Source organism: Rhodococcus sp. P4_B6 (genome assembly GCF_056402215.1).
In genome coordinates, this window is sequence record NZ_JBFUHV010000002.1 from 149,687 (window position 1) to 176,318 (window position 26,632).

Genomic DNA, 26,632 nt, shown 5'->3' on the forward strand with positions numbered 1-26,632 from the left:
GCGCCCGTGCGCCTTTTCGGTTGTTCCCACGACCAGAAAGGCGCACGTGCGCCGAAGGCGCTCTCCGTCGTCGTGCCCGCCTACAATTCCGCCGCCGTCATCGAGCAGACCGTCCGCCGGGTGGCCGAACGGCTGGCAGGCCACGACGTCGAGATCATCGTCGTCGAGAACGGCTCCACCGACGGCACCGTGGACATCTGCACCCGCCTCGTCGCGGACTGGGCGCCCGGGCAGGTGACGCTCACCGTCCTGCGGAGCGCGAAGGGCATGGGCAACGCATTGCGGACGGGCGCGGAGGCGAGTCGCGGCGCGCACGTGCTGCTCACCGCCGACGACCTGCCGTTCGGGTTCGACGACCTCGACGGCGCCGAGACGTTCGCCGCCGCCCACGACGGCCGCCTGCCCGAAGTCGTGATCGGGTCCAAGGCCCACCCCGACTCGCAGGTGCGGCGCGGCGCCCTCCGGGGAACCCTGACGTGGGGTTTCGCGGCGCTGCGCCGGGTGGTCCTCGGGATGCGCACCGGCGACCCCCAGGGCACCGTCCTGATGGACGGAGACCTGGTCCGCCGCCTCGTTCCCGACCTCGTCGAGCCCGGGTTCCTGTTCACCACCGAACTCGTCTACCTCGCGGAGCGCGCAGGCCTCGTCCCGGTCGAGGTGCCGGTGCGTCTGAGCGCCGACCACGACAGCCACGAAACCCGCATATCCAGGGCCGATGTGCTCGCGATGGGGGTGGGACTGTTCCGGCTGCGGGCCCGTCACCGGGACGGAGGTCGCCTCGCATGGTCGGGGAGCGCGCCGCGAGGTTGATACCCTGCGAACCGAGAAGAGGATCGTGCCGTCGCGTTGGTGCGGTCCAGCCCACCTCTCGCGGGGAACAGTAGGAGCACTATGAACGAGTCTGCGTCGGTAGCACCTGTGGACGGGAGCACGGCCGCGGTCCGGAGTGCTCTCACCGAGCATCGCGCACCCGACCGCTTGGTGGTGGCGCGAGGTCTGTTCACGGGACCGACCACCCGGGTGAAGGACGACCTGTACGCCAGGATCGTCAAGGGCCGCGCCCACCGCGAGCGGCACGTCGTGCACCTCGAGAAGGGTGCGACGGTCGACACCGACACCTACTTCGGCCGGTTCGCGGCCAGCTACTACCAGCGCTGGACCACGGTCACCGACGTGACCGTCGGTTTCCGCCACGAGGCCGACGGCCGCGCCGTGGTGGCGCTACGCGGCTCCGATTCGGGCGGCAACTCCCGCATCCTGTCGACGACGGAGATCGACGGCACGGGCACGGCGACGCTGTCCGCGAAGCTTGACGCCTATCTCGACGGCGGCTCCCTGTGGGTGGAGTTCACCGCCGTCGACGGCGCCCTCGCCGTGAGTGAACTGGAGTGGACCGTCGCCACGCCGTCGGTGATCCGTCCTGCCGCGATCGCGATCTGCACGTTCAACCGCGCCGACGACTGCGCCGAGACCGTCGCCGCCATCGCGAACGACCCGACGATGGCGTCCGGCATCGACGCCGTGTACGTCGTCGACCAGGGCAGCGACCACGTGTCGGACCGGGAGAAGTTCACCGAGGTCGCCGAGATCCTGGGCGACAAACTCGTCTACTTGCGACAGCCGAACCTGGGCGGGGCCGGCGGCTTCACCCGCGGCATGTACGAGGTGTCGGGCATCAACGAGCACGCCAACCTGATCCTGATGGACGACGACATCCTGTGCGAGCCGGAGTCGATCCTGCGGATGAACGCGTTCGCCAACGTCACCACCGAGCCGACGCTCGTCGGCGCGCAGATGCTGTACCTGATGAACCCGGAGCACCTGCACGTCAGCGCGGAGGAAGCGGACCTGTCGAAGCTGAAGGCGGGCCGCTGGGCGGCCGGGTCGCGGCACGACATCAACCTGCTGAAGAAGAAGCAGCACAAGCGCGTCGACGCCGGCTACAACGCGTGGTGGTCGTGCCTGATCCCGGCCGAGGTGGTCGCGCAGATCGGGCTCCCGCTGCCGATGTTCTTCCAGTGGGACGACATCGAGTACGGCATTCGCGCCCGCGCGGCCGGATTCGTCACGGTCACGCTGCCCAACGCCGGTGTGTGGCACGCGGACTTCCACTGGAAGGACCGCGACGACTGGGCCAAGTACTTCAGCATCCGCAACTCGCTGATCGCCGCCGCGCTGCACAGTGACTTCGACGCGAAGTCGCTGAGCAAGATGATGACGCGGGAGATCACCCAGTACCTCGTGTCGATGCAGTACGGGTTGGCGTACACCATGATCCGCGGTATCGAGGACTTTCTCGAGGGGCCGAAGGTGCTCGAGGACGGCGGTCAGGCCGTGCTGGCGGCGATCCGGGAGGAACGCAAGCGGTTCCCCGAAACCGTCAAGCATCCCGCGACGAACATCCCCGGTGTCCGCAACTCCGACCTCGTCACCCGGTATGCGGGTTTCGAGCCGGACAAGAGCAAGATCGACCTCGTCCTCGCCAAGCGTGCGGCGTACCAGTGGCTCGGCCGCACCCAGCACGGTGTCGCGAGTATTCCTGTGGCCGAGGCGCACTGGTGGCACGTGTCGCTGTTCGACACCGCCGTCATCACCGACGCGTCCCAGTCCGGGGTGCGGGTGCGCCGCCGCGACAAGGAGACCGCGCGCGAACTCACGGCCCGGACCGCGAAGCTGATGAAGCGGTTCCGCGAGGATGCGGCGTCGACGCAGCGCCAGTACCGGGATGCGTTGCCGCAGCTCACCAGCCGGGAGAACTGGGCTCGCCTGTACGGTCAGTGACGTTGCCCGGACCGTCGCCGGCCCGCGATGTGCGTGGGCTGTCCCGGGATTCGCTGCTCGTCTTCGCTGTCGGTGTGCTGCTCGGTGCGGCGTGGAGTTGGCGTCCGTCGTTCTGGTACGACGAGGTCGCGACGCTGTATTCGAGTCAGCGGTCCCGGCCGGACCTGTCGAATCTGCTCGGCCACATCGATGCCGTGCACGGTCTGTATTACGTCGCGATGCGCTATTGGTTCGCGGTGTTCGGGGCCTCGGAGTTCTCGGCGCGGTTCCCGAGCGCCCTGGCCGTGGGCGCCGCGGGCGCGGGTGTGGTGGTGCTCGGTGCGCTGATCTCGACCCGGCGGGTGGCGGTGCTGTCCGGGCTCCTGTTCGTGGTCCTGCCCAGCGTCACGTGGGCGGCCGCGGAGGCCCGCGGATACGCGGCCACGGCGGCGGCCGCGGTCTGGCTGACCGTGATTCTCCTTGCGGCACTGAGACTCCGGCGGTGGTGGCTGTGGGCGTTGTACGCCGCGGGCCTGGCGGTGTCGATCGTGCTGTTCGTCTACCTCCTCACGCTGGTGCCCGCGAACCTGCTGACGCTCCTGCTGCTGCGTGCGGCCCGGCGGTCCTGGCTCGGATGGGGGTCGGCGACGGCGGTGGGGATGGTGGTCGCGGCGCCGTTCGTGGCGCTGGTGCGCCGGGAAGCCGTCCAGGTGGCGTGGATCCCGCCGCTCGACCGCAACCTGCCGCGGGCCGTGGCCGAGTACCAGTGGTTCGTCGGCGCACCGTGGTTCGCCGTGCTGTTCGCCGTGCTCGTGGTGGCCGGGGCGGTGGCCCTGGTGCGCGGTCACCGGCTGCCGCCGGCGCTGTCCGTCGCGCTGCCGTGGGTCGCGGTGCCGATGGCGCTGCTGCTCGCCTACTCGCTGCTGCGCAGCCCGGTGTACCTTCCGCGGTACTTCACGTTCACGACGCCGGCGGTGGCCCTGATCGGCGGGCTGTGCCTGGCCGCGCTGACCCGGAAATGGTGGCAGTCCGCCGCGGTGCTGGCCGTGCTCGCGGTCGCCGCGTCGCCGGGCTACGTCGCCCAGCGCGAACAGTGGGCGAAACCCAGCGGTATGGACTTCAGCACCGTCAACGTCTTCGCCGGGCAGCACCTCCGGCCCGGTGACTGCGTGCTGTTCGACAAACCGGCGTGGAACCCCACGTCGCTGCGGCTCGTCAAGGACGTGCGGCCGGAGGCGTTCGACGGGACCCGCGACATCGGGCTCGGGACCACCGCCGCGAGCCGGGGGTCGCTGTGGGACGACGAACTCGCCGTCCCGGACCTCGCCGGCGCGCTCGACTCCTGCTCCGTGGTCTGGTTCTTCACCGACTACGAACGCGACAGCGAGCGCATCATCCGGCACACGTCCAACGAGGTGTGGACGCTGCCGCCGTACCACTTCGAGGACACCGAGGCGTTCGCCGCGCTCGCCCGGTCCGGGCTGCGGATCGACGACCGCGCGACGTTCAACGTCACCCAGGCGGTGAAACTGGTGCGGTGATCCGCACGACCACCTGCTCGTGGTTGGCGGTGTAGCTGAGGTACTCGAATCCGACGTCGGTGCGGTCGACGAACTCCGTCCACGCCCGGTACTCGTGCTCCTGCCAGCCGGGGAAGTTGAAGAACTCGTCGAACACGATCACCGTGCCCGCGACGAGCCGTTGTTCGAGCCGGTCGAGCACCGACTTCGTCGACGAGTACAGGTCGGCGTCGAGATGCACGAACGACGCCGGTCCGGGATGCTTCTCGAGGAAGCCCGACAGCGTGTCCTCGAACAGCCCGGGCACCAGCTCCGCGCCGCGTACCTTGGGCAGTTTCTCCTGCGCGAACTCCCCGGCCGGGAACCCGGTGCGCCACGTCTGCGGCAGACCGGAGAACACGTCGAACCCGAACACCTCGTGCTCGGCGTCCTTCAACTCTTCGACGATGATCCGGAGCGTCGTGCCCGACGCCACCCCGAACTCGAGCGCCAGCCCCTCGACCTCCACCTGCGACAGCCCGTACCGCAACGTGTCCTGCGGATTCCAGAACACAGGCGCCTTCGGCATGTGCTCGAGCACGAACTCCGCGGCCTCMTTCGTGGCCCGCACGTCCAGCGCCTGGGTGATGTCGCGGCGGGCCTGCTGCTCGAGTTCGCCGAGCCGCTGCTGGACGTCGGAGATCTCCATGCGGGCATCGGACAGCTCGGACAGCACCCGGGCCAGTTCCTGGTTGGTCGCGGTCAGCTCGGCAAGGGTCTGGTCGTGCTGGTTCTCGGTGAGCTCGCGGGAGCGCCGGTCGGACTCGGCGACCACCTCGGACATGGCACGTTGAAACTTCAGACGGGCCTTTCTCCGAAGATCGAACATAGCCCCATGTTGCCACCCGCATCCCGGCTCAGGGAGTCAACCGGGATGCGGGTCGTTTACCCAGATCAGTGACCGCGACTGCGGTACATCTGGCGTTGCCGACGGGCGATGGTCTTCCACTCGCGCTCCCGCTCGGCCCGCAGCCGTGCGTCGGTGCGGGACGCGATCCACCCGTTCTCGCGAATCAGCTTGCGGTAGCTGGCGAGTCTGCGTTCGGGTAGTTCGCCGCCCGCCACCGCGCCCTGGACCGCGCACCCGGGTTCGGCTTCGTGCGAGCAGTCCGCGAACCGGCACTGCGCCGCGAGTTCCTCGATCTCGGGGAACGTCTTGTCGATGCCGTCGGCCGCGTCCCACATGCCGACGCCCCGCAGTCCCGGCGTGTCGATCAGAGCGCCGCCGGACGGCAGTGGCAGAAGTTCCCGGTGTGCCGTCGTGTGCCGTCCCTTGTTGTCGCCCTCGCGGACGCGTCCGGTGGCGAGCACGTCCTCGCCGAGCAACGCGTTCGCGAGCGTCGACTTGCCCGCGCCCGACGGTCCGATGAGGGCGACGGTCCCGTCGATCACTGCGGTGAGGATGTCGATGCCGTCGCCGGTATCGGCGCTCACCGCGACCACGGTCGCGCCCGGAGCCACCGCCGCCACTTCGGCGGTCGCGAGGGAAACGTCGTGCACGGTATCGGATTTGGTGAGGACGACCACCGGCTGCGCGCCGCTCTCCCACGACAGTGCGAGCAGTCGTTCGATGCGCCCGAGATCGAGGGCGGTGTCCAGTGCGGCGGCGATCACCACCGTGTCGACGTTGGCCGCGAGGAGTTGCCCCTCGGACCGGCCGGACGCGGACGACCGGACGATCGCGCTGCGCCGGGGAAACAGGTCGGCGACGGCGATGTCGTCGCCGTGCCGGTGGACCGTCACCCAGTCGCCGGTGCAGAGCGTGTGCTCGCCGGCGAGGGCGCGGACGACGCCGGCGGGCGCGGCGACGTCGCAGCGACCGCGGTCCACGCGGATCACCCGCCCGGGCTCGCTGCCGTCGGCCGGGTAACTGTCGAAGGTGTCGGAAAGTGTGTCGTTCCAGCCGTAGGGCAGGAGGTGTCCGGAATCGAACATGATGGGTGTGATCCTCGGGTCGATGAGTGCCGACCGGACCACTGCGCGGGTTCGGTCAGGCGAGGGGGAAGGGGGAGTGGACGCACGCGGCGTCGACCGACGAGACAGTCATCGGACACTCACTCCTTCGCAGCACCTGAGGGTCGAAACACTGGGGTCTATCGACCGGAACCCCACGATGCTCCCACCCGGCGGAACCCGGGCGCAACCGAATTTACGGCCGCTCGAACCGCTCCTGACGGCCCAGCTTGCGCAGCCGCATCCACTCCCGCAGCCCCTGCGGATCACGCCGCGTGACGAGGAAATACCACCCGAACCGCACCCACTCCTGCGGCAGCAGCTTCCGCATGCCCGGCTGCGACAGCAGATAGCCGCGGTTGCGGTAGGTGAAGAACCGTTTCGTCTCGTTGTCCGGGTACTGCGTGTGCATCCGGCCGCCGAGGATCGGCTTGAACTCCTCCGCGCCGTTCGGGTGCACGTACGCCGTCTGCAGGCAGGTGCCGAACGGCAGCCCCGACCGCACCAGCCGGCGATGCACCTCCACCTCGTCGCCGCGGACGAACAGCCGCAGGTCGGGGACACCGACCGTGTCGATCGCCGACGCCCGGAACAGGGCGCCGTTGAACAGCGACGCGATGCCGGGAAGCAGGTCGGCCGAGTCGTCGCCGTCGGCGAACAGTTCGGACCGCAGCCGACGCCACTCCACGCCGCGGCGCAGCGGGAACGCGAGACGGTCGGGGTCGTCGATGTCACAGACCACGGGCGACACCTCGGCCAGCCCGTGCCGCTCGGCGCAGTCGAGCAGCGTCTCCAGGACCTTCGGCCCCTCGGGCCTGCCGTCGTCGTCGGCGAGCCACACCCAGTCGGCGCCGAGCGAGAGGGCGTACAGAATCCCCAGGGCGAAGCCGCCCGCCCCGCCCAGATTGTGCTGCGACCCGAGGTAGCTGGTGGGGATCCCTGCCGATTCGACGAGTGCGCGCACGTCGTCCTCGGCGGCGTTGTCCACGACCACCAGATGGTCCAGCGGACGCGTCTGTGAGCCGAGGACCTTCAGCGACTCCGCCAGCAGTTCGCGGCGTTTGTGGGTGACGACGACGCCGACGATCCGCTCGGCAGCAGCGCTCACGCGGACTCCGCCTCGGCTTCCGCGACCGTGCGAACGGGACGCTCGTTCGATCTGTCGCTACGGACGTCCCGTTCGGCCGAGGCGCTCAGCCCGGACTTCTCCCGGTCCATCTCGTAGATGACATGGCGGACGTGGTCGGCGGCGTCGTCGCCCTCGTACGCGCGGACGACGTCCTCGATGCCGCCCTCCTGCCGGACCTGACCGTGGTCGATCCACATGGCCCGGTCGCAGAGCTGGGCGAGGAACTCGTTGGAGTGGCTGGCGAACACCAGGATGCCGGACCGCTCCACCAGCGCCTGCAGCCGTACGCGCGCCTTCTTCATGAACTCCGCGTCGACGGCGCCGATGCCTTCGTCGAGCAGCAGGATCTCCGGGTCGATGCTGGTGACCACGCCCATCGCGACGCGCACGCGCATACCGGTGGAGTACGTGCGCAGCGGCATCGACAGGTACTCGCCCAGTTCGGTGAACTCGGCGATCTCGTCCATCTTCGCGAGCATCTGCTTACGGGTCTGCCCGAGGAACAGCCCGCGGATGATGATGTTCTCGTAGCCGGAGATCTCGGGGTCCATGCCGACACCGAGGTCGAAGACCGGCGCCACGCGGCCGCGGATGCTCGCGCTGCCGCGGGTGGGCTCGTAGATGCCGGACAGCAGGCGCAGCAGCGTCGACTTGCCGGCACCGTTGTGGCCGACCAGACCGATCCGGTCGCCTTCCTTCAGCGACAGGTTGATGTCGCGCAGGGCCTCGACCACCACGACGTCCGAGTTGTTGCGCCCGATGGATCCGCCGGCCTTGCCGAGGAACGCCTTCTTCAGCGATCGGGACTTGGCGTCGAAGATCGGAAAGTCGACGCAGGCGTTCCGCGTCTCGATGCTCACGTGTTCTGTCATGGCAAACCCCTATACCCAGTAGGGCACGCGGGCCCGGTACTTGCGAAGCGCGAGGATGGCGGCGGTCCACCCGACGACGGTGATGGCCAGCACGATGTACCAGTGGTACGCCTGCTGGTCCTGGCCGATCATCGGCGCGCGCACGATGTCGAGGTAGTGGAACAGCGGGTTCAGCTCGGCGAGCTTGACGCGCTCGGCGGCCTGACCGCCCTGCGCCTCGAGGCTCTGCGTGGTCCACATGATCGGTGTCAGCACGAACAGCAGCAGCGTCATGCTGCCGAGGATCGGCGCGATGTCCCGGTAGCGGGTGGAGAAGATGCCGAACATGATCGACACCCACGCCGCGTTGACGACGATCAGTGCGATCGCGGGAATCGCGGCCAGCGACATCCAGGTCAGGTGCCGCCACACCCCGAACGCGAACAGCATGATCACGTAGATGACGAGGTTGTGGGCGAACAGCAGCAGCTGCCGCCACACCAGCCGGTACACGTGGACGCTCAGCGCCGACGGTAGCTGTTTGATCAGCCCCTCGTTGGCGATGAACACCTCGGACCCCTCGAGGATGCTCGCGCTGATGAGGTTCCAGACGATCAGACCCACCGTGACGTACGGCAGGAACTCGTCCAGCGGGATGTCCAGCAGGGCCGAGTAGAGGATGCCCATCGCCGCGGCCTGCACGCCGGTGGCGATCGTGATCCAGAACGGGCCGATCACCGACCGGCGGTAGCGCTGCTTGATGTCCTGCCAGCCGAGGCTCAGCCACAGCTCGCGCTGAGCGAAGCCGTCCCTGAGGTCCTTGAACGCGCGACGGAAGGTCTGCGAATCGGACGCCGGGAGCGGGCCGCCTGCGGCCTCGGTTTCGATAGCGGATGCTGACACGGGCACCGAGCCTACCGGGAGTCGAGTTCCATGCTGTTTTGCCCGTTGCTACAGGTACTGGCCGGTACCGCTCGACTGCGATCCCGGATCGTTGTTGTGCGGCCCGTGCGGGTTGCCCATGCTGATGCCCGGAGGCAGGGCTCCCTGACGCATCTGCTCGAGCTGGGAGCGGGCCGCCATCTGCTGGGCGAACAGGGCCGTCTGGATGCCGTGGAACAGTCCTTCGAGCCACCCCACCAGCTGCGCCTGCGCGATGCGGAGTTCGGCGTCGGTGGGGACGGTGTCGTCGGTGAAGGGCAGCGTGAGGCGTTCGAGTTCCTCGCGCAGCTCGGGGGCCAGGCCCTGCTCGAGCTCGCGGATAGACGACTTGTGGATCTCCTTCAGCCGGTTGCGGCTGGCGTCGTCGAGCGGTGCCGCACGCACCTCCTCGAGGAGCTGCTTGATCATCGTTCCGATGCGCATGACCTTGGCCGGCTGCTCCACCATGTCGGCCACCGACTCGGCGCCGTTCCCGTTCTCGGCGGCTGCGGCGGCGTCGGAGCCCTCGGGCTTGCTCGCGGCCTCCGCGACGGGAATCGCCATGGGCTGACCGTCGGGACCGATCACGACTACGTGTTCATTCTCCGAGTTCGTCATGCCTCCATCTTGGCTGTTCCTGCGCGGCAGTGCGAAAGTGCGTCCGATTTGGCCCTTTCCCTCTTTGTTGCATTCGACAACAACCGATGGCTGGCTTCGACCGTATTGACTTGGGGTCTTAGAGTGTCGGGCATGGCTTACGACGTTGCCCGCGTTCGGGGACTCATCCCCTCACTCGGCGACGGTTGGATCCATCTCGATCCGCAGGCCGGCATGCAGATTCCGGACGCGGTGTCGCGCACTGTCTCCACGGCCTTCCGGGCTTCTGCCTCCTCGTCGACCGGACGACATGTGTCCAGCCGGCGCAGTGCGGCGGTTCTCGATGCGGCCCGAGCAGCCGTCGCCGACCTGGTCGGAGGCGATCCCGCCGGGGTCGTCCTCGGACCCGACCGATCCGTTCTCCTGGCCTGGCTGGCGGAGTCGCTGAGCACGCGACTCGGTCTCGGAACCGGGCTCGTGCTCTCCCGCCTCGACGAGGAAGCGAACGTGGCCCCCTGGCTGCGCGTCGCCAGCCGCTACGGCGCCCAGGTGCGGTGGGCGGAGGTCGAGATCGAGACCTGCGAACTCCCCAGCTGGCAGTTCCAGGACCTCATCACCACCACGACGCGCCTGGTCGCACTCACCGCGGCCTCCCCGATCGTCGGCTCGGCGCCCGACGTCCGCGTCGCCTCGGACCGCGTCCACGAAGTCGGCGGACTGATGGTCGTCGACGCGATCGGCGCCGCCCCCTACGCGCACGTCGACATCAACGAACTCGGTGCGGACGTCGTCGCCGTCGGCGCCACCTCCTGGGGCGGACCGCAGGTCGGGGCACTTGTGTTCCGCGACCCGTCGCTCCTCGACCGCATCCCGGCCGTGTCGCTCAACCCGTATGCGCGGGGTGTCGAACGTCTCGAGGTCGGGGTGCACCAGTTCGCGCTCCTCGCCGGCCTCACCACGTCGATCGACTTCCTCGCGAACCTCGACGAGTCGGCCACCGGTTCCCGGCGCGAGAAGCTCGAGGCGTCCATCAGCTCGCTGCAGAACTACCAGGACACCCTGTTCGACCACCTCATGTCCTCGTTGAAGCGGCTACCGCAGGTCATGGTCATCGGGCGGTCGCCGAGCCGGGTTCCGACGCTCAGCTTCACCGTCGCCGGAGTCTCGGCCGACAAGGTGGCGTCGCACCTCGCCGACAAGCGCATCGCCACCGTCAGCGGTGTCCACGGCGGCTCCCGGCTGCTCGACGCCCTCGGCGTCAACGACGAGGGCGGCGCCGTCACCATCGGTCTCGCGCCGTACACCACCCGCTACGAGATCGACCAGCTCGTGAACGAGCTCGCCACCCTCGGCTGAACACAGCCGGCCGGCCCGGTGTGACATTCGTTGCACCGGAGGGGAACGACGAATGTCACACCGGACGAAGCGTCAGTTCCGCGGGATCGTCAGGATCACCTTGCCGACGGTGTCGGCGGAGTCGAGCAATTCGTGTCCGCGCGGCGCCTCGGTGATCGGCAGTTCCGCCGAGACGATGGGATGCACCGCGCCCTCCGCGATCAGCGGCCACAACCGCTTGCGGACGTCGGCGACGATGTCGGCCTTGCCCTCGCGACCCGACTCGGGCCGCCCCCGCAGTCCCGCCGCCGTGACGTGGGCGCGTTTGGCCAGCACCTTGCCCAGGTCCAGTTCGCCCTTCCGGCCGCCCTGCATGCCGATGACGACGAGCCGGCCGTCGGCGGCGAGCACGTCGACGTTGCGGCCCAGGTACGCGCCGCCCATGTTGTCGAGGATCACATCGGCGCCGTGTCCGTCCGTCGCCTTGCGGATCTCGTCGACGAAATCGGCTTCCCGGTAGTTGACGAGGATGTCGGCGCCGAGTTCGCGGCAGCGCGCCAGCTTCTCCTCGGATCCGGCGGTGACGGCCACCCGGGCCCCCAGCGCGACGCCGACCTGGATGGCGTGGGTGCCGATGCCGCCGCCACCGCCATGGACCAGCAGCACGTCGCCGCGGGACAGTCCGGCGCCCATCACGACGTTCGCCCACACCGTGCACGCGACCTCCGGCAGCGACGCCGCGACGAGCAGATCGACGCCCTCGGGCAGCGGGAGAAGTTGTGACGCGGGGACGGCCACCTTCTCCGCGTACCCGCCGCCGGCCAGCAGCGCACACACCTGGTCGCCGACGGACCACCCGGACACTCCCTCGCCGAGTTCGGCGATGGTGCCGGAGCATTCGAGCCCGAGGATGTCGCTGGCCCCGGGCGGCGGGGGATAGAACCCCTGACGCTGCAGCAGGTCGGCGCGGTTGACGGCCGTCGCGGCGACGTCGAGGAGAACGTGACCGGGGGGAAGTTCCGGGTCCGGCTGCTCGGCCCACGTCATGACTTCGGGGCCGCCCGGCTGATCGATCGTGATCGCATACATGGGAACGACGCTAGCGAAACGCGGCGCCGTCCGGTGCCCGCGACCGGTCCGAGCGACCGCTCGGCCTCTTCGGACACCGCACGCTACTGGAAAGTAATGTCGCACTACTAGAATGTGAACCTGTGACAGCAGAAACCTCCGACGCCGAAGCCGCGACCAACTGGTTGACGCCGGCCGAGATGCGCGCATGGCGCGGCTACATGGACGGCAACCAGCGGCTGATGGACGTCCTCAACCGGGATCTGCAGGAGAAGCACGACCTCTCCCTCGCGGACTACCGGATTCTGGTGTTGTTGTCCGAGTCGCCGGACGGCTCGCTGCGCATGAGCGATCTCGCGGACGGCGTCCTCTCCTCCCGCAGCCGCCTCACCCACCAGATCCGGCGGATGGAATCGCAGGGCATGGTCACCCGCGACACCTGCCTCGAGGACGGCCGTGGGGTGCTCGCCGTCATCACCGACGAAGGTCGCGCCCGGCTCGCCGACGCGGCCCCCACCCATGTGGCCGGGGTGCGCAGCAACCTCGTCGATCTGCTCACCAAGTCTCAGCTCAAGGTTCTCGCCGAGGTGTTCGAACGCGTCGACAAGGCCATCGGCGACCGCTGACCGGTTGCCCGATGCCGCCTCCATACCGATAAGATCGCCCACGGAAGCGTGGCAGAGCGGCCGAATGCACTCGCCTTGAAAGCGAGCGTCGTGAAAGCGACCGGGGGTTCAAATCCCTCCGCTTCCGCCAACGACCGGCAGCCCCGACCTGGTTTCGCTCCAGGTCCGGGCTGCAGTCGTTTCTACTTCTTCCGCGGCTTCGGCTGCTTCGGCGGAAGTTCGGCGATCTCGGCGAGCGCGCGTTCGATCCACGGGGTGGCGAGGTCCGGGGTGTCCCGCCACCGGTCGGGCAGGGCCAGGTACTCGCGCATCGGCTTCTCACCCGGGCCGAAACCGCCGACGCCGTCGGCGGAGGCCAGTTCGGCCTTCGCCTGCTCGGTGAGGAGCCGCACCCCGACGCTCGGCCCGAGCAGCCCGGCGAACATGTTGCCGTTCACGAACGCGCCCAGATTGCCGAACATCGGCTTCACCTCGACGCCGGGGGTGTCGGGGATCAGCGAGCGGAAGAACTGCTTGTCCTCCTCGGAGGGTGTGGGCATCTTCACCGTTACTGATCCTGACGTTCCTCGGGCGTCATGATGCTGAACGTCGCGCCCTGCGGGTCGGTGACACCGGCCATGCGGCCGACGGTAGGGATGTCCATCGCTTCTTCGACGATCGTGCCGCCGAGTTCGACGACCTTGGCTGCGCTCGCGTCGACGTTCTCGACGGCGAAGTACACCCGCCAGTGGTTCGGCGTGCCCGGCGTCATCGGCTGACCGCAGCCACCGACCTGATCCTCGCCCACCTCCAGCAGGTGGTACGTGTACTCCGGCCCCATGGACATCGTCGACGAGGTGATCCCGAAGACGCTGTTGTAGAACGCGAGCGCCTTGTCGACGTCGCCGGTGTTCAGTTCGTTCCACAGGCACGCGCCCGGGTCGCCGACGAGCGAGGCGCCGATGTGCCTCTTCGCCTGCCACAATCCGACGGCCGCCCCGGTGGGGTCGGTGACGAAGGACATGCGGCCGGCGTCCGAGATGTCGAATGCAGGCATCAGCACCTGGCCGCCGGCGCCGGGGACCTTCGCGACCGTCGCGTCGACGTCGTCGACGGCGATGTACGTGTTCCAGTTCGCCGGCGCCCCGGCCTTCGCTGCCTCGGGCGGCAGCGGCGCGATGGCGGCGACGTTCTCGCCGCGCACCGTGGCCATCGAGTAGACGGGGCCCTCGGGCATCGGCCGGTCGTCGTACTTCCAGCCGAGCAGTTCCGCATAGAACTTCTTGGCCGCGTCCTGATCGCTGGTTTGCAGGTCTACCCAGCTCGGTGTTCCCTGGGCGTATTCCGACTTGATGGGCATGACTGGACCTTTCCGTGTGAGGGGTGTCAGGCCGCCGGGACGGGGTGGCGGCCGGTGTAGGCGATGAGCCGGGTCACCGCGTCGCTGGTGTGCGGGGCGGGTACGGGGTCGTCGAACCCGACGGCCTTCCTGCCTTCGGGCGAGATGATCTTGTGTGCCAACGCCAGCACGTATTCGGCGAGTGGCTCGGAAACGGCAACGTCGCCATCGGTCGCTGCCGCGAAATCCCAGGCATGGACCAGGAATTCGATCGACAGGATCCCCGCCGCGACGGTTGCGGGAGCGTTGTTCGGCCCGAGCGTCACGGTGCCGTCGAGGCCGCGATTGCGCCATGCCTCCAGTGCGGGCTGGGCGAGGTCGGCGATTCTGGCCTCGACGGGTTTGCCGGGGTCGTCGTCGAATGTCGCGCCCGCCGCGCCGCCGAGGGCGGTGATCGAACCGGCCAGGTGATCGGTGAGTTGCGAGACGGTGAACTCGGTGCACGGCGTCTGCTTGGACATGTCGTCCGCCGTGACGCCGCGCAGGACGTGTTGCACGACAGCCAATGTCGCCTCGGCGCTGGACAGTTCGTCGAGCGGGTCCGGTGCGGCCGCCCAGTCGTCGGGCCCGGCGTCGCTCGTCTGCGCGGCGGCGACGAGCCGGTCGAGGTAATGGTTCCAGCCCTCCGCGTGGCGGGCGGCCTGTTCGGCATCGAGCCCGTCGTGCACGAGGCGCACCTCGGTGCCGCCGGCGGTCGGGGTGAGAGTGACCGTCACGGTGGACGATCCCGGTGGGAGTTCCTCGTCGCCCTCCCAGCCCCACCCGAACACCACCCGCTTGCCGGGCACGACCTCCCGGAAGGTGCCCGCCGCCGAGTGCCCGGGAACGACGGTCCACCGGTACTCGCCGCCGGCCTGCAGGTCGACGCGGGCCGCGACGGTCTGCCACCGCCGCAAGCGGTCCGGTCTGGTGACGAGATCGAACGTGGCGTCGGGGTCCAGCGGGACGACGACGGTTTTGTCGAATGGCATCAGCTGTCTCCTTTGGGTCCTGCTTCGTCGGTGGCGTCCGCGACGAGGCGGTCGAGTTCGTCGATCCAGAAGGAGTCGAACAACATGCGGAGCTRTGCGAGTCCCTGAGGATCGAGCCGGTAGTACCTGAAGCGTCCGTCCTTGCGCGCGGTGACCAGTCCGGCCTCGGTGAGCACCCGGAGATGTTGCGAGATCGCAGACCGGCTCGCGGGGAAGTGTGCGGCGAGGTTGTTGACGGTCTGTTCACCTGCGGTCAGCAGTTGCATGAGGCGTCTCCGGGTGGGCTCAGCTGCGACTTCCAACTGATCGAGCACGATCAATACGTTAGTCGTGACTAACACGTTGTGCAATGGGTCTCGCCGCCGACGTCCTGAGGTGGGAGAATTCTTGGCGACGAGGGAGTGAAAAATGACAACGTCAAGCCCCTGGCCCACGATTCACGAAGAACGCCGCGCCCTGGTGGACGACCTCGAACCGCTGACCGACACTCAGTGGTCGACGCCGTCGCTCTGCGAGCGGTGGACAGTGCGGGACGTGTTCGCGCACATGACGGCGACGGAGAAGATGACGCCGCCGAAGTTCGTCGGAAAGCTCGTCGGGTCGGGATTTCGGATCAACACCATGTTCGAGAAGGACATCGCGCACGAAGAGGAAGGAACACCGGCGGAGGCGCTCGACGAGTTCCGGGCGCACATGGCCGACTCCACCCACCCACCGGGCCCGATCGACGCCATGCTGGGCGAGATGATCGTCCACGGCGAGGACATCCGCCGGCCGCTCGGCATCGCGCACGAGTACCCGATGGACGCCGTCGTCCGCGTCGCCGACTTCTACAAGAATTCGAACCTGCTGATCGGGTCGAAGTCGCGGGTCGCCGGGCTGACGCTGCGGGCCACCGACACCGACTGGACCACCGGATCGGGACCTGAGGTCTCCGGCCCGATGCTGGCGCTGGTGCTGGCGATGACGGGTCGGCGCGCCGCGCTCGACGAACTCAGCGGAGACGGTCTGGACCAGTTGAAGTCGGCCTTGCCCAAGTAGCGGTCGCGCAATCCGCAGCCGTGTGAACCGTGGTGACTACAACGTGATCACGGTGGAGCACGCAGCTGTCGCAAACCCTCTAAGCTCTTGTTGACCGGACGCATTTTGTACTGTGCAATCGGGGTCCACACAGTCCGGGGAAGAGGGTTTACTTTATGCGTCGCGAAGCAATGGCTGCTGTCGGTCTGGCAGTGTCACTGACCCTTCTGGGGCCGGCGTTCACTGCTGTGGCCGATCCGGCGCCCGCTCCGGTCGCGCCTCAGGGCAACGGCGTCGCGAGCGTCGACAAGATCGTCCCGCTCACCGATACCCGCAGCGCCGTCTTCATCAATTCCCCCGCCATGGGCCGCGTCGTGCAGGTCCAGGTCCTGCACCCGGCCGGTGGCGGCTCGCGGCCGTCGCTGTATCTGCTCGACGGCGTCAGCGCCGGCGCCGAGTCGGACTTCCGGGAAAGCACGTGGACGCAGAAGACGGACGTCGTCCAGTTCTTCGCCGACAAGAAGGTCAACGTGGTGCTCCCGGTGGGTGGCACCGCCAGCTATTACACCGACTGGCTGCAGCCCGACCCCACGCTGGGAATCAACAAGTGGGAGACGTTCCTGGCCAACGAACTCCCGCCCATCATCGACAAGAACTTCAGCGGCAACGGCGTCAACGCCGTCGCGGGTGTGTCGATGGGCGCGATGGGCGCCGCCAACCTCGTCACCAGGCACCCGCAGCTCTACCGTGGACTGGCGGCCTACAGCGGATGCCTCGACAACTCGAACCCCAGTTCGCGTGACTCGGTCCGCGGCACGGTGGCGTTCAAGGGTGGGAACCCGGCCAACATGTGGGGTCCCGACACCGACCCGGCGTGGACGGCTCACGATCCGTCGGTGAACGCCGAAGCGCTGCGCGGCAAGCAGATCTACATCTCCACCGGCAACGGTCTTCCCGGACCGTACGAGATCACCGGAGACATCGCGTCGACCATCGCGGTGGGCGGTCCCCTCGAGGCGGCGGCGAATCTCTGCACGCAGACGTTCCAGCAGCGCCTGACCCAGCTCGCGATCCCGGCGACGTTCACCTACCGCAACTTCGGCACGCATTCGTGGCCGTACTGGCAGGACGAACTGCGCACGTCGTGGCCGGTACTGAAGAGCGCGCTCGGCGTCTGACCGGCGTTCCTAGCCGACTACGGTGATCCGGTCGGTGTTCGGCGGCGTGACCGGTGAATTCGTTCCCAGATACGTCGTGAAGGCGTCGAGGTCGCAGCCCGCGTGCACCGCCTCGGTGCGGGTGCGGAAGGCGTCGAAGCCGTCGCCGCCGTCGGCGAGGAACTTGTTGACCGCCACCTGGTAGGAGACGGCGGGGTCGACTGCCTCGCCGTTCACCCGGAGGTCCGAGATGCGTTCGCCGACGATCGCCGAGCGATTCAGGGTGTACGTCRGCGAGTGAGACGGCGCCAGGATCCGTTCCGTGACCGTGCCGTCGCCGCGGGGCTGGAACTGCTGCTCCAAAGCGGCCTTCAGCACCGCGCCGGTGACGGTCAGGACCTCGAGGGTGTTGCCGAACGGTTGAGCGGCGTACGTCTGCCCGTAGGTGACGGCGCCGTCGGCGCCCCGCAGCAGGTCTTCGCGGAGCCCGCCGGGGTTGGTGAGCGCCACCTGGGCGCCGTGCCCGGACCCGGCGGACAGCTGGGCGTCGGCGACGGCGTTCCCGAGGGTCGATTCACCGCTGCGGGTCTCGTCGCGGGTGAGGTCGCCGGACAGCGACGCCACCCGCGCCGCACCGACCCGGGAGGCCTGGGCGGCAGCGCTGTCGGCGAGCGCCTGGATGTCGGGGTCGGGCGGGATGTCGTGGGTGACCACCTGATTGAACGCGGACGCGCGGTCGCGCAGGACGTCGCGGGTGGTGCGGTCGATCGACACGTCGACCACGGAGATGATGCGGCCGTGGGACGCGCCCTGCATCATCACGCGCGGGTTCCCCATCGGGTCGGGAAACGAGCAGTTGTACTGCTGGTGGCTGTCGGCCGTGAAGATGACGTCGACCTTCGGGGACGCCCGCAGTGCGAGGTCGCGTGCCGGTCCCGACGTCACCTCGCACGAATTGGGGCCGTTGTCGGCGACGGGTTCGGCTCCCCTGTGCATCAGCAGCACGATGGCCCGCACGCCGAAGAAGTCGAGGAGATCCGCGGTCCGGTCGACGGCGGTGAGCTCGTCCGTGAAGCGCAGTCCGCCCACGCCCTCCGGTGTCACCATCGTGGCGGTGTCGGCGGGCATGGTCGCGATGACCCCGACCGGGATGCCTTCCACGTAGTCGACGGTGAACGGCAGTGTCGCAGGTGCGCCGTCGTCGAACTCCATGTTCGCGGCGAGGAGTGGGAAGTCCGCGCCCGCGAACGTGTTTCCGAACCGGCAGCCGTCGACGGGATGGCAGCCGCCGGTCTGCATCCGCCGGAACTCCGTGTACCCCTCGTCGAGCTCGTGATTGCCGATCGCGGACGCGTCGACGCCCATTCTGTCGAGCAGCTGCACGGTCGGTTCGTCGTGAAACATCGCGGATTCGAGCGCCGACGACCCCCAGTTGTCGCCCACCGAATACAGCAGCGAACGGGTGGCCTGCCCGCGCAGCTGGGCGACGTAGGCGGCCAGGTAGGCGGCGCCGCCGGCCGGGACCAGCGAACCGTCGGCGTGCTTGACCTGGCTGCGGACGCCGGGCGGCGGTTGGAGGCTGCCGTGGAGGTCGTTGAAGGCGAGGATCCGGACGGAGACCGCCGAATCCTGGGCCTGCGCCGTCGGCCCCGACGTCACCGAGATCGCCAGCGTCGTCGCCAGTCCGGCCGCCAGCACGGCGGTGCGGATCACGGCGCGGCGACGCATGTGCGGTCTCCCTTCGGCAAAACCTCACTGAGTCTGCCAACAAGGAGTGACGGGCGTTGTACCCGTGGGTAACGGTTACGTCTCGAGCGTTACGCCCGGACCGCGACGTTCGCGATCGAGCGCGCCTCGGTGCTCGTCGCGAACGCGAGGAACGCATCGTTCTCGGCGGGATCGCCGATCGTGATCCGCACCCCGTCGTCGCCGTACGGGCGCAGCAGAACACCGGCCTCGGCGCTGGCCGCACCGAACGCTCCGGAACGGGTGCCCAGCGGGAGGTAGACGAAGTTGGCGGCGGATTCGGGTACCTCGTACCCGGCGGCGAGGAGGGCGTCGCGAACCCGGTTCCGCTCGGCGACGACGCCGTCCGTGCGTGCCAGCAGTTCTCCGGACGCGGCCAGCGACGCGATGGCGGCGGCCTGCGCGACGGCATTGACCGCGAACGCGATGTGCACCTTGCTCAGCGCGGTGACGACCGCCGGATCGGCGACCGCGTACCCCACGCGGATGCCGGCCAGGCCGTACGCCTTGGAGAACGTGCGCAGCACTACCACGTTGGGGCGTCCGCGGAACAGGGCGACGCCGTCGGCGTCGGACCGGTTGTACTCGAAGTAGGCCTCGTCGAGGGCCACGAGGACGTCGGAGGGAACGGCGTCGAGGAACCGCTCGAGTTCGGCCTTCGTCAGCGCGTTGCCGGTGGGGTTGTTCGGGTTGCAGACGAAGATCAGCCGGGTGCGGTCGGTGATCGCGGCCAGCATCGCGTCGAGGTCGTGCCCGTGGTCGGCGGTGAGGGGAACCTTGACGGGCGTCGCCCCGCCGACCTGGGTGACCACGGGATAGGCCTCGAAGGAGCGCCAGGCGAAGATGACCTCGTCGCCGTCGTTGCACGTGGCCTGCACCAATTCCTGGCACAGGCTCACCGAACCGCACCCCGCGGCGATGTTCTCCGTGGCCACCCCGAGGTGGTCGGCGAGGGCCGCGATCAGGGTGACGTGACCGTTGTCCGGGTACCGGTTCGCGTTGGCGGCGGCGTCCGCGATGGCGTCCAGCACGCTCGGCAGCGGGCCCAGCGTGGTCTCGTTGCTCGCCAGCTTGATCGCGCCCGGAAAGCTCTTGCCGGGGATGTAGGCCGGGATGGTGTCGAGGTCTGCCCTGGTTCGCGGAGTCACCAGGCGATTATGCGCCTCCCGATCGACTGCGCCGACGCCCCCTTCGTGCCAAGGTAGGGACATGTCGGGATTCTTCAGGGACAGTGCAGCCCTGCGGACGTCCGGAGACGCGCCGGAAAGCCCTCAGATGCGTGTTCCGCTCACCGCGGTGGAGCCGGACGGTCCGGCGCGGGGCGGGATCGTGGTCCTGCACGAGTCGCGCACGTTCAGCGAACCTCTCCTCGATCTGATGCGCTCGCTCGCGATGGAAGGGTGGGTGACGGTAGCGCCGCACCTCTTCCACCGGGAACCGGCGCCCAGCGACGTCGAGGTGTTCGGCGAATCGCTGTTCGCCGACTTCGATGCCACCTTCGACTGGCTGATCGCGCGGGGCATCTACGCCGACTGCGTGGGGGTGCTGGGTTTCGACGACGCCGGGACCGCCGCCCTGCTCGTCGCCACGACGCGTCCCGTCGGCGCCGCCGTGAGTGTCGCCGCCCGTGGGATCGTCGAACCGCTGTCGGAGGACGCGCCCGCGCTGGTGCACGCGGCGCCCGGGCTGAAGGCGCCGTGGCTCGGTCTGTACGGGGAGGACGATCCGTCCACGCCGCCGGATCAGGTCGAGATGCTGCGCGACGCCACCGCCAAGTCCGACGTCGCGGGACTCGTCGTGAGTTACGCCGGGCTCGCGCACCGGGCCGACGAACCGCCACAGGTGCCCGACGGCAAGGACGACGACCCGGGAGCCCAGGCCATCGTCGACGCGCAGCGTCGGATCTTCGACTGGTTCGACGTCAACCTGCGTTAGAGCGGCCATTCCTGCGCGCTGACCAGCCGTTTTGCCTTTGTGGTGGAAAGGTGTGTAATCTTTCGCACCGGCGGTCCGAAGGGATCGGAACCACCCCAGGGAGGCGTGCCAGAGCGGCCGAATGGGACTCACTGCTAATGAGTTGTCCCTTTTACGAGGGACCGGAGGTTCAAATCCTCTCGCCTCCGCCACACCGGGCCTAGTCGGCCGGTGAGAGTTAGACAACTGAAGAACATGCGCCCGTAGCTCAACGGATAGAGCACTTGACTACGGATCAAGAGGTTAGGGGTTCGAATCCCTTCGGGCGCACAAAGAAGCCCCGTCGACTGCTGTGATGCAGGTGGCGGGGTTTCTCTTTGTCGGCTAGCAGCAGGACGTGCCCGCGGAGGCCTTCTCGCCGTCCGAGGCGGTGCCGCAGCAGGTGGCCTCCTCGGTGTCGGAATCGCTGTGCCGAGGGCTCGACCCGAACGTGTCGGAGTCGGCGAGCACGGTGTAGACCTCCCACTTCTCGCCGGCGGGGCCGGTGACCCACACCTTGTCCTGGGTGGCGAAGCAACAGGTGGTGCCGAGCTCCTCGTCGGTGAAGAGGCCTTCCCCGGTCAGCCGGGTGATCTCCTCGTGCACTTCGGTGCTCGATTCGACCTCGATGCCGAGGTGGTTGACGGTGCCGCCCATGCCGGGATTCTCCAGCAGCACCAGCTTGAGGGGTGGCTGCGCGATGGCGAAGTTCGCGTACCCCGGCTTCAGTTTCGCCGGTGGTGTATCGAACAGTTTCGAGTAGAACGTGACTGCTTCCTCCAGATTGTCGACATTGAGGGCGAGCTGGGCGCGGGACATGACAACCTCCACCTGTGTGACATATGTCGAATTTCTTGCACTCCCAGAATCCCACCTTTTTGACATATGTCAAGAACCTGGGAGGATGGATTCATGCCCAAGACGTTGCCGGTCGTAGATGTCTCCGCGCCGATCTGCTGCGCGCCCGTCTCGGCCGCCCCGATGACCGACGAGGCCGCCCTGCACCTCGCGCTGCGCCTCAAGGCACTGGCCGACCCGGTCCGCATCAAGCTGATGTCGATCCTGCTGACCGCGAGCGAGGGTGAGGTGTGCACGTGCGATCTCGCGACCGGCGTGGGGCTGTCCGAATCGACCGTCAGCCACCACCTCGGCCAGCTGAAGAAGGCGGGAATGGTCCAGCCTGTCCGTCGCGGCATGAACGTCTTCTACAGCGCTCGACCGGATGCTCTCGACGCACTGCGGGTCGTCCTCGACCCCAACTGCTGCACCTGACGGTCACGACGTTCGCGTGCTCGATTCGATGCCGATGGTGGTGGTCGTCGAACCGAGGCCGATCCTCGGCCAGCCGGCGGTGACCGAGATGAATCCCGACGCCGGGATCGCGTCGAGCCAGTAGTGCGGCTCGGTCCGGTACTCGGGCGGCCCGCTCCCGCACGGTTTCGACGCCGCCGCCGGATGGTAGGGGTCGGCTTCACCCTCGACGTCGTCGACGCGCGCCCGCACCGACAGATAGGACCACCGCGTCGAGGGATCGCCGGGGTCGGACAGTGAGCGGGTCTCGTACTGCGCCAGCTCCGCGGGCCTGCCCGTGGCGGTCAGGGCCATCCGGAGATGGAGTCCGTCCGCGAACGCCACGACCTCGAACAGCTCGAGCGTGAGGTCGTCTTCGGCCGTGAGGAGCAGCGGACCGTGCACCCGGTGTCCTCCGGTGGTGGGTGGTGCTACTGCCGGCCAACGCGGTCTGCGCATGACCTCTATGATCCCACCGATCCGAATGCAGATGCAATGGTGGACAACGAAGTTCATGCCGTGTAGAGGCCGGCGCAGACCCGGTCTCAGCTGGTGGGCGGGACGAACTCCGGCTGGTCGAGGAGCCTGAGCCAGGTTCCGTCCGGCTGCCTGCGGACGACCTGAGCCCGCGCGCCGGATCCGTCCTTCGGTGGGGTGGACGTGAGCGCGATGTCATCACTGATCAGGGTGGGGAGCGGCGTCTCCGGTTCGAAGTGCGGCGCGTTTGCGAGCACCGACTCCCACAGCTTCCGGATGGCGGCCCGGCCGACCGTCCGGCTGCCGGGCGGGTACGCCATGACGGCGTTCTCCTCGTACAGGGCGGCGACTCCGGCCGCGTCTCCGGCGTTGCTGCGCTCGACGAACAGCCGGGTGAGGTCTTCGGGGTTCTGGGCCTTCTCGTAGTCGGTCACCGGGAATCCTTTCGTGGGTGAACTGCTGTCCCTTTCCAGGGTGGTGCCGCCGCAACCGGAAGTCCAACAGATAGTTCTGCTGAATACTAGAATCATTGGTTATGGAACTGAGGCAGCTGGAGTACTTCGTCGCGGTCGCCGAGGAAGCGAACTTCACCCGCGCCGCGGAACGCGTCCACATCAGCCAGTCGGGGATCAGCGCGCAGATCCGGCAGCTCGAGCACGACCTCGGCGCCACGCTGATCGACCGGTCCAGCCGGACGGCGACGCTCACGGCGGCGGGGGAGGCGGCGCTGCTGCACGCCCGCGCCGCACTCGCCTCGGCCGACGCGATGCGGCAGGCCGTCGACGACGTGAACCAGCTGATCCGGGGCAGGCTCGTCGTCGGGATGGTCACCGCGTGCACGATCACACCGCTGTTCGACGCGTTGTCCGCGTTCCACGTCGCGCATCCCGGGATCGAGATCACGCTGACGGAGGACAGCTCCGACCGCCTCGTCGAACGCGTCCGCGCCGGTGCGATCGATCTCGCTCTCGTCGCCAGCTCGACCGCCCCGCCGGAGGGGTTGGACGCCTTCCCGATCATCAGCGAAGGGCTGGTCGCCGCCGTGTCGCCGGATCACCCGCTGGCGGGGCAGTCGCGAGTCACGCTGGCCGAACTCGGCGACCATGCGATCGTATGTATGCCGACCGGAACGGGCATCCGGACGGTGTTCGACGAGGCGTGTGCGGCCGCCGGCCTCCGCCCCGACATCGCCCTGCAGGCGAGCGCACCCGACGCCGTCGCCGATCTCGCGATCCGCGGGCTGGGGGTCGCGATCCTCAGTGAGTCGATGGCCACGGACTACCGGGGCCGGCTGACGGCGGTCGCCCTCGACGGCGTCGACATCCCGGCCGTGCTCGCGCTGGTCTGGAAGAGCCTCGGAGGTCCCGCGCTCCGCGAACTCGTCCGGCACACCCGCCGCTCCTTCGGGGACGTGCAGACCGCACCCGCCGCCGCCGTCGGCCGGTGACTCCTCACACCACCGACGTCATCCCGCCGTCGACGAAGATCACCTGACCGTTGACGTACCGGGAGGCATCCGACGCCAGCCACACCGTCGGACCCACGAGGTCGTCCGGGGTGCCCCACCGGCCTGCCGGCGCCCGGCCGCGGAGCCAGGTGTCGAACTCGGTGTCGTCGACGAGGGCCTGCGTCATCTCGGTGGGGATGTAGCCGGGCGCGAGGCCGTTGATCTGCAGCCCCGACGCCGCCCATTCGGCCGTCATCGCGCGGGTCAGATTCCGCAGCCCGCCCTTCGCGGCGGTGTACGGCGCGATGGTGGGCCGGGCCAGGTCGCTCTGCACCGAGCAGACGTTGACGATCTTCCCGCTCCCACGGCCGATCTGGAACCGGGCGACCGCACGCCCGACGAGGAAGGCGCTGGTGAGGTCGGTCGTGAGCACCCTGTTCCAGTCCTCGAGCGTGACGTCGAGGAGGGGCTGGCGGTGTTGCAGCGCAGCGTTGTTCACCAGGATCTCGATCGGCCCGACCTCCGATTCGATCCGGTCGACGGCGTCGGTTACCCGCTCGGGATCGGTGACGTCGAACGCGTACGCGTGGACACAGGTGTCGCCGAATTCCTCGCCGAGATGTGCGCGTGCCTGCGCGAGGCGCTCGGCCGACACCCCGTTGAGGACGATCGTGGCGCCCGCCCCGGCCAGGCCCCGCGCGAGGGCGTAGCCGATTCCCCGGCTCGAACCGGTGACCAGGGCGATGCGCCCGGACAGATCGAAGAGGTTCACATCGCACGCACCGGATTGCTCAGTGTGCCGATTCCGTCGAGCGTGATCTCGGCGCGGTCGCCCGGTTCGACCGGGCCGGACGTGAACGGGCAACCCGTGAGCACGACGTCTCCCGGTCCCAGCGTCAGATACCGGGTGAGATGGACCAGTTGCTCGGACACGTTCCAGGCGAGCTGCTCCGTGGACGCCTCCGCCACGGTGACCCCGTTGACGCGCACCGCGATCGGCACGTCGCCGGGGTCGAGGTCCGTTTCGATCCACGGGCCCAGCGGGGTGAAGCCGTCGCCGTGTTTCGCCTGGGTGAGCTTGTCGTCCAGTGCGATCTGCTCCACGGCGGTGACGTCGTTGCCGATCGTGTAGCCGAGGATCGCGGACGGAACGTCCTCGGGGCGCAGGTTGCGGCACGTGCGCCGGATGACGACGGCCAGTTCGCCCTCCACGACGACCTTCCCCAGCCGTTCGTCGACGACGATCGGATGTTCGGGGCCGATCACCGTGCGCGCCGACTTCATGAACGCTTGCAACGGGAGGTCGCGATCTCCGGGTGCGCCGTTGTGCGCCATCCCGAGTAGGACCCGCGGTTCGGAAGGCGCGAGCAGGCGCGCCCCGTCGACGTCGTGTGCGGGTCCGGTGAACGTCACGGTGTCCGCGAACGGGTCGGCCACCTCGTGCCAGCGACCGTCCCGCAGGCACACCGGCCGCGGTCCCGAATCGGTCGCGATGCGGGCCAGCCTCATGCGTCGACCCGATCCTTGGACGGGGCAACGGCATCCGGTCCGTGCACCGGATCGGCCATCGCATCCCACGCGAGCCCGAGGTCGCGGCCACGGGTTTCGGGTGTCACGAACGTCGTGGCGAACGTGATGACGCTGAGGACCAGCACGTAGATCGCGAGCGGGACCCACGAGTTGTTCATCAGCGACAGCAGCAGCGCGCCGACGAAGGGCGCGATGCCGCCGGCGAGGATCGCGCTCGTCTCCCGGGCGACCGCGACGCCGATGTAGCGGTGACGGTTTCCGAACAGCTCGGGCAGGGCGGCGCACTGCGCGCCGAGCATCACGTTGACGCCGATCCCATAGCTGACGGCGAGGGTCGCGACCACGAGGTAGGGGTTGCCGAGCGAGAGCAGCCACCACGACGGGACGGCGAGGACGAGTTGCAGCGCCGCACCGAATCGGTACACCCGCATCCGGCCGAAGCGGTCCGACAGCGCGCCCGAGAACGGGATGACGAGCATGCCGATGGCGGCGCCGCAGGCGATGGCGAGCGGTCCGATCGACTTGCTGACCCCCACCACCGTCGTCACGTAGCTGATGCCGAGGGTCTGGAAGATGTACGAGCCGCCGTTCTCGGCCATCCGCAGGCCGATGCCGCGGAGCACGCTGGGCATCGAACTGCCGATCAGTTCCCGGAACGGGCTCTCGCTGATCCGTGAGTCTTTCGGCGCAAACCCGGTCCTTCAGGGCCGGGATAGCCGATCTGGTTTGTCGGACCGTGTGGCTAGTGTCTGGGTCATGGCGGGGAGGGTGGTGAAGCGGGCGTTCAAGTACCGTTTCTATCCGACTGCGGTGCAGGCGGAACAGCTTGCTCGGACGTTCGGGTGCACCCGGTATGTCTACAAC

Annotated in this window: 29 protein-coding genes, 3 tRNA genes and 1 pseudogene; 14 read left to right on the plus strand and 19 right to left on the minus strand. The window is 68.5% G+C overall.

Annotated elements, in window-relative coordinates; all coding sequences use genetic code 11:
- Positions 1-6: 6 nt before the first annotated feature.
- The 3 genes from AC1DWT_RS01555 (at position 7) to AC1DWT_RS01565 (ending at position 4,301) form a co-directional block, all read left to right on the plus strand.
- On the plus strand, positions 7-810 hold the full coding sequence (locus AC1DWT_RS01555) for a glycosyltransferase (RefSeq protein WP_206014395.1): 804 nt from the start codon (positions 7-9) through the stop codon (positions 808-810).
- Positions 811-891: 81 nt separating this feature from the next.
- On the plus strand, positions 892-2,781 hold the full coding sequence (locus tag AC1DWT_RS01560; protein ID WP_206014396.1) for a glycosyltransferase: 1,890 nt from the start codon (positions 892-894) through the stop codon (positions 2,779-2,781).
- The gene (locus AC1DWT_RS01565; protein WP_095862859.1) at positions 2,778-4,301 is read left to right on the plus strand and encodes a glycosyltransferase family 39 protein; all 1,524 of its coding nucleotides are present in this window, start codon (positions 2,778-2,780) and stop codon (positions 4,299-4,301) included. Before AC1DWT_RS01560 ends, AC1DWT_RS01565 begins: the two co-directional genes overlap by 4 nt.
- Here AC1DWT_RS01565 and AC1DWT_RS01570 read toward each other — a convergent pair.
- The 6 genes from AC1DWT_RS01570 to AC1DWT_RS01595 form a co-directional block, all read right to left on the minus strand.
- Positions 4,273-5,148, minus strand: coding sequence for a class I SAM-dependent methyltransferase (locus tag AC1DWT_RS01570; protein ID WP_477919432.1), 876 nt, complete (start codon positions 5,146-5,148; stop codon positions 4,273-4,275). The genes AC1DWT_RS01565 and AC1DWT_RS01570 overlap by 29 nt on opposite strands.
- Before the next feature lie 65 nt (positions 5,149-5,213).
- A complete protein-coding gene (gene rsgA / locus AC1DWT_RS01575) occupies positions 5,214-6,296 on the minus strand; it encodes a ribosome small subunit-dependent GTPase A (protein ID WP_206014398.1) in 1,083 nt (360 codons plus the stop codon).
- Positions 6,297-6,468: 172 nt separating this feature from the next.
- Positions 6,469-7,380, minus strand: coding sequence for a galactofuranosyltransferase GlfT1 (gene glfT1, locus AC1DWT_RS01580; RefSeq protein WP_206014399.1), 912 nt, complete (start codon positions 7,378-7,380; stop codon positions 6,469-6,471).
- Positions 7,377-8,273 (minus strand): galactan export ABC transporter ATP-binding subunit Wzt/RfbE, encoded by an 897-nt coding sequence (wzt, locus tag AC1DWT_RS01585; RefSeq protein ID WP_072938429.1) that lies wholly within the window; start codon positions 8,271-8,273, stop codon positions 7,377-7,379. Before wzt ends, glfT1 begins: the two co-directional genes overlap by 4 nt.
- 9 nt (positions 8,274-8,282) lie before the next feature.
- A complete protein-coding gene (wzm, locus tag AC1DWT_RS01590; RefSeq protein WP_005248784.1) occupies positions 8,283-9,155 on the minus strand; it encodes a galactan export ABC transporter permease subunit Wzm/RfbD in 873 nt (290 codons plus the stop codon).
- Positions 9,156-9,203: 48 nt separating this feature from the next.
- Entirely contained in the window at positions 9,204-9,791 is a 588-nt protein-coding gene (locus tag AC1DWT_RS01595; protein ID WP_206014400.1) for a bacterial proteasome activator family protein, read from the minus strand.
- A 132-nt stretch (positions 9,792-9,923) separates the two neighbouring features.
- Here AC1DWT_RS01595 and AC1DWT_RS01600 point away from each other — a divergent pair, with 132 nt between their 5' ends.
- Entirely contained in the window at positions 9,924-11,126 is a 1,203-nt protein-coding gene (locus AC1DWT_RS01600) for a cysteine desulfurase-like protein (protein WP_012691164.1), read from the plus strand.
- Between the two features lie 72 nt (positions 11,127-11,198).
- Here the strand turns inward: AC1DWT_RS01600 and AC1DWT_RS01605 are convergent, their stop codons facing one another.
- Positions 11,199-12,194, minus strand: a complete 996-nt coding sequence (locus AC1DWT_RS01605; RefSeq protein ID WP_072938423.1) for an NAD(P)H-quinone oxidoreductase — start codon at positions 12,192-12,194, stop codon at positions 11,199-11,201.
- A gap of 122 nt (positions 12,195-12,316) precedes the next feature.
- On the opposite strand from AC1DWT_RS01605, the gene AC1DWT_RS01610 reads away from it, so the two are divergent.
- Positions 12,317-12,799: a MarR family winged helix-turn-helix transcriptional regulator gene (locus tag AC1DWT_RS01610; RefSeq protein ID WP_072938420.1), complete on the plus strand. Its 483-nt coding sequence runs from the start codon at positions 12,317-12,319 to the stop codon at positions 12,797-12,799.
- 42 nt (positions 12,800-12,841) lie between these two features.
- Positions 12,842-12,929: transfer RNA gene (locus AC1DWT_RS01615), tRNA-Ser, on the plus strand.
- A 52-nt stretch (positions 12,930-12,981) separates the two neighbouring features.
- Here the strand turns inward: AC1DWT_RS01615 and AC1DWT_RS01620 are convergent.
- From AC1DWT_RS01620 to AC1DWT_RS01635, 4 genes are read right to left on the minus strand one after another with little or no spacing between them, the layout of a single operon-like run.
- Complete coding sequence (locus AC1DWT_RS01620; protein ID WP_095862863.1) at positions 12,982-13,344, minus strand: TfoX/Sxy family protein; 363 nt, start codon at positions 13,342-13,344, stop codon at positions 12,982-12,984.
- A gap of 2 nt (positions 13,345-13,346) precedes the next feature.
- Positions 13,347-14,138, minus strand: coding sequence for a VOC family protein (locus AC1DWT_RS01625; RefSeq protein ID WP_095862864.1), 792 nt, complete (start codon positions 14,136-14,138; stop codon positions 13,347-13,349).
- Positions 14,139-14,164: 26 nt separating this feature from the next.
- Entirely contained in the window at positions 14,165-15,148 is a 984-nt protein-coding gene (locus AC1DWT_RS01630) for a TIGR03086 family metal-binding protein (protein ID WP_072938412.1), read from the minus strand.
- On the minus strand, positions 15,148-15,414 hold the full coding sequence (locus tag AC1DWT_RS01635; protein WP_477919433.1) for an ArsR/SmtB family transcription factor: 267 nt from the start codon (positions 15,412-15,414) through the stop codon (positions 15,148-15,150). Before AC1DWT_RS01635 ends, AC1DWT_RS01630 begins: the two co-directional genes overlap by 1 nt.
- A gap of 142 nt (positions 15,415-15,556) precedes the next feature.
- Between AC1DWT_RS01635 and AC1DWT_RS01640 the strand changes: the two genes are divergently transcribed.
- On the plus strand, positions 15,557-16,189 hold the full coding sequence (locus AC1DWT_RS01640) for a maleylpyruvate isomerase family mycothiol-dependent enzyme (protein ID WP_072938407.1): 633 nt from the start codon (positions 15,557-15,559) through the stop codon (positions 16,187-16,189).
- 155 nt (positions 16,190-16,344) lie between these two features.
- Positions 16,345-17,346: an alpha/beta hydrolase gene (locus tag AC1DWT_RS01645; protein WP_206014401.1), complete on the plus strand. Its 1,002-nt coding sequence runs from the start codon at positions 16,345-16,347 to the stop codon at positions 17,344-17,346.
- A gap of 9 nt (positions 17,347-17,355) precedes the next feature.
- On the opposite strand, the gene AC1DWT_RS01650 is transcribed toward AC1DWT_RS01645, so the two are convergent.
- Both AC1DWT_RS01650 and hisC read right to left on the minus strand, forming a co-directional pair.
- The gene (locus AC1DWT_RS01650) at positions 17,356-19,053 is read right to left on the minus strand and encodes a bifunctional metallophosphatase/5'-nucleotidase (RefSeq protein ID WP_477919434.1); all 1,698 of its coding nucleotides are present in this window, start codon (positions 19,051-19,053) and stop codon (positions 17,356-17,358) included.
- Positions 19,054-19,142: 89 nt separating this feature from the next.
- Positions 19,143-20,219, minus strand: a complete 1,077-nt coding sequence (gene hisC, locus AC1DWT_RS01655; RefSeq protein ID WP_206014403.1) for a histidinol-phosphate transaminase — start codon at positions 20,217-20,219, stop codon at positions 19,143-19,145.
- A gap of 61 nt (positions 20,220-20,280) precedes the next feature.
- Between hisC and AC1DWT_RS01660 the strand changes: the two genes are divergently transcribed.
- From AC1DWT_RS01660 to AC1DWT_RS01670, 3 genes are all read left to right on the plus strand, one after another.
- Positions 20,281-21,006 (plus strand): dienelactone hydrolase family protein, encoded by a 726-nt coding sequence (locus tag AC1DWT_RS01660; RefSeq protein WP_387492665.1) that lies wholly within the window; start codon positions 20,281-20,283, stop codon positions 21,004-21,006.
- A gap of 99 nt (positions 21,007-21,105) precedes the next feature.
- Positions 21,106-21,197 (plus strand) — tRNA-Ser (locus AC1DWT_RS01665).
- A gap of 45 nt (positions 21,198-21,242) precedes the next feature.
- Positions 21,243-21,315 (plus strand) — tRNA-Arg (locus tag AC1DWT_RS01670).
- 54 nt (positions 21,316-21,369) lie between these two features.
- Here the strand turns inward: AC1DWT_RS01670 and AC1DWT_RS01675 are convergent.
- A complete protein-coding gene (locus tag AC1DWT_RS01675) occupies positions 21,370-21,843 on the minus strand; it encodes an ArsI/CadI family heavy metal resistance metalloenzyme (protein ID WP_206014405.1) in 474 nt (157 codons plus the stop codon).
- A gap of 93 nt (positions 21,844-21,936) precedes the next feature.
- Between AC1DWT_RS01675 and AC1DWT_RS01680 the strand changes: the two genes are divergently transcribed.
- Positions 21,937-22,296, plus strand: a complete 360-nt coding sequence (locus AC1DWT_RS01680) for an Rv2640c family ArsR-like transcriptional regulator (protein ID WP_072938387.1) — start codon at positions 21,937-21,939, stop codon at positions 22,294-22,296.
- Positions 22,297-22,299: 3 nt separating this feature from the next.
- Here the strand turns inward: AC1DWT_RS01680 and AC1DWT_RS01685 are convergent, their stop codons facing one another.
- Positions 22,300-22,773 carry a hypothetical protein gene (locus AC1DWT_RS01685; protein WP_179377628.1) on the minus strand — a complete coding sequence of 158 codons (474 nt, stop codon included), beginning with the start codon at positions 22,771-22,773 and terminating at the stop codon, positions 22,300-22,302.
- Positions 22,774-22,859: 86 nt separating this feature from the next.
- A complete protein-coding gene (locus tag AC1DWT_RS01690; protein ID WP_087561567.1) occupies positions 22,860-23,225 on the minus strand; it encodes a YybH family protein in 366 nt (121 codons plus the stop codon).
- Between the two features lie 101 nt (positions 23,226-23,326).
- Here AC1DWT_RS01690 and AC1DWT_RS01695 point away from each other — a divergent pair, with 101 nt between their 5' ends.
- The gene (locus AC1DWT_RS01695; RefSeq protein ID WP_477919435.1) at positions 23,327-24,238 is read left to right on the plus strand and encodes a LysR family transcriptional regulator; all 912 of its coding nucleotides are present in this window, start codon (positions 23,327-23,329) and stop codon (positions 24,236-24,238) included.
- A 4-nt stretch (positions 24,239-24,242) separates the two neighbouring features.
- Here the strand turns inward: AC1DWT_RS01695 and AC1DWT_RS01700 are convergent, their stop codons facing one another.
- The 3 genes and pseudogenes from AC1DWT_RS01700 to AC1DWT_RS01710 form a co-directional block, all read right to left on the minus strand.
- Positions 24,243-25,010 carry an SDR family oxidoreductase gene (locus AC1DWT_RS01700; RefSeq protein ID WP_477919436.1) on the minus strand — a complete coding sequence of 256 codons (768 nt, stop codon included), beginning with the start codon at positions 25,008-25,010 and terminating at the stop codon, positions 24,243-24,245.
- Positions 25,007-25,747, minus strand: a complete 741-nt coding sequence (locus tag AC1DWT_RS01705; RefSeq protein WP_477919437.1) for a fumarylacetoacetate hydrolase family protein — start codon at positions 25,745-25,747, stop codon at positions 25,007-25,009. Before AC1DWT_RS01705 ends, AC1DWT_RS01700 begins: the two co-directional genes overlap by 4 nt.
- Positions 25,744-26,451, minus strand: a pseudogene (locus AC1DWT_RS01710) (MFS transporter); the annotation flags it as partial. The pseudogene AC1DWT_RS01710 and the gene AC1DWT_RS01705, both read right to left, overlap by 4 nt.
- A 73-nt stretch (positions 26,452-26,524) precedes the next feature.
- On the opposite strand from AC1DWT_RS01710, the gene AC1DWT_RS01715 reads away from it, so the two are divergent.
- Positions 26,525-26,632 (plus strand): helix-turn-helix domain-containing protein (locus AC1DWT_RS01715; RefSeq protein WP_141477024.1); only part of this gene is annotated, 108 nt, incomplete at its 3' end.

Coding starts and splice junctions, on each gene's coding strand:
- AC1DWT_RS01645 (WP_206014401.1), top strand. CDS start 16,345: ATGCGTCGCGAAGCAATGGCTGCTGTCGGTCTGGCAGTGTCACTGACC.
- AC1DWT_RS01595 (WP_206014400.1), bottom strand. CDS start 9,791: ATGACGAACTCGGAGAATGAACACGTAGTCGTGATCGGTCCCGACGGT.
- AC1DWT_RS01695 (WP_477919435.1), top strand. CDS start 23,327: ATGGAACTGAGGCAGCTGGAGTACTTCGTCGCGGTCGCCGAGGAAGCG.
- AC1DWT_RS01675 (WP_206014405.1), bottom strand. CDS start 21,843: ATGTCCCGCGCCCAGCTCGCCCTCAATGTCGACAATCTGGAGGAAGCA.
- AC1DWT_RS01625 (WP_095862864.1), bottom strand. CDS start 14,138: ATGCCCATCAAGTCGGAATACGCCCAGGGAACACCGAGCTGGGTAGAC.
- AC1DWT_RS01630 (WP_072938412.1), bottom strand. CDS start 15,148: ATGCCATTCGACAAAACCGTCGTCGTCCCGCTGGACCCCGACGCCACG.
- AC1DWT_RS01640 (WP_072938407.1), top strand. CDS start 15,557: ATGACAACGTCAAGCCCCTGGCCCACGATTCACGAAGAACGCCGCGCC.
- AC1DWT_RS01660 (WP_387492665.1), top strand. CDS start 20,281: ATGTCGGGATTCTTCAGGGACAGTGCAGCCCTGCGGACGTCCGGAGAC.
- AC1DWT_RS01605 (WP_072938423.1), bottom strand. CDS start 12,194: ATGTATGCGATCACGATCGATCAGCCGGGCGGCCCCGAAGTCATGACG.
- AC1DWT_RS01560 (WP_206014396.1), top strand. CDS start 892: ATGAACGAGTCTGCGTCGGTAGCACCTGTGGACGGGAGCACGGCCGCG.
- AC1DWT_RS01705 (WP_477919437.1), bottom strand. CDS start 25,747: ATGAGGCTGGCCCGCATCGCGACCGATTCGGGACCGCGGCCGGTGTGC.
- wzt (WP_072938429.1), bottom strand. CDS start 8,273: ATGACAGAACACGTGAGCATCGAGACGCGGAACGCCTGCGTCGACTTT.
- AC1DWT_RS01600 (WP_012691164.1), top strand. CDS start 9,924: ATGGCTTACGACGTTGCCCGCGTTCGGGGACTCATCCCCTCACTCGGC.
- AC1DWT_RS01685 (WP_179377628.1), bottom strand. CDS start 22,773: ATGCGCAGACCGCGTTGGCCGGCAGTAGCACCACCCACCACCGGAGGA.
- AC1DWT_RS01680 (WP_072938387.1), top strand. CDS start 21,937: ATGCCCAAGACGTTGCCGGTCGTAGATGTCTCCGCGCCGATCTGCTGC.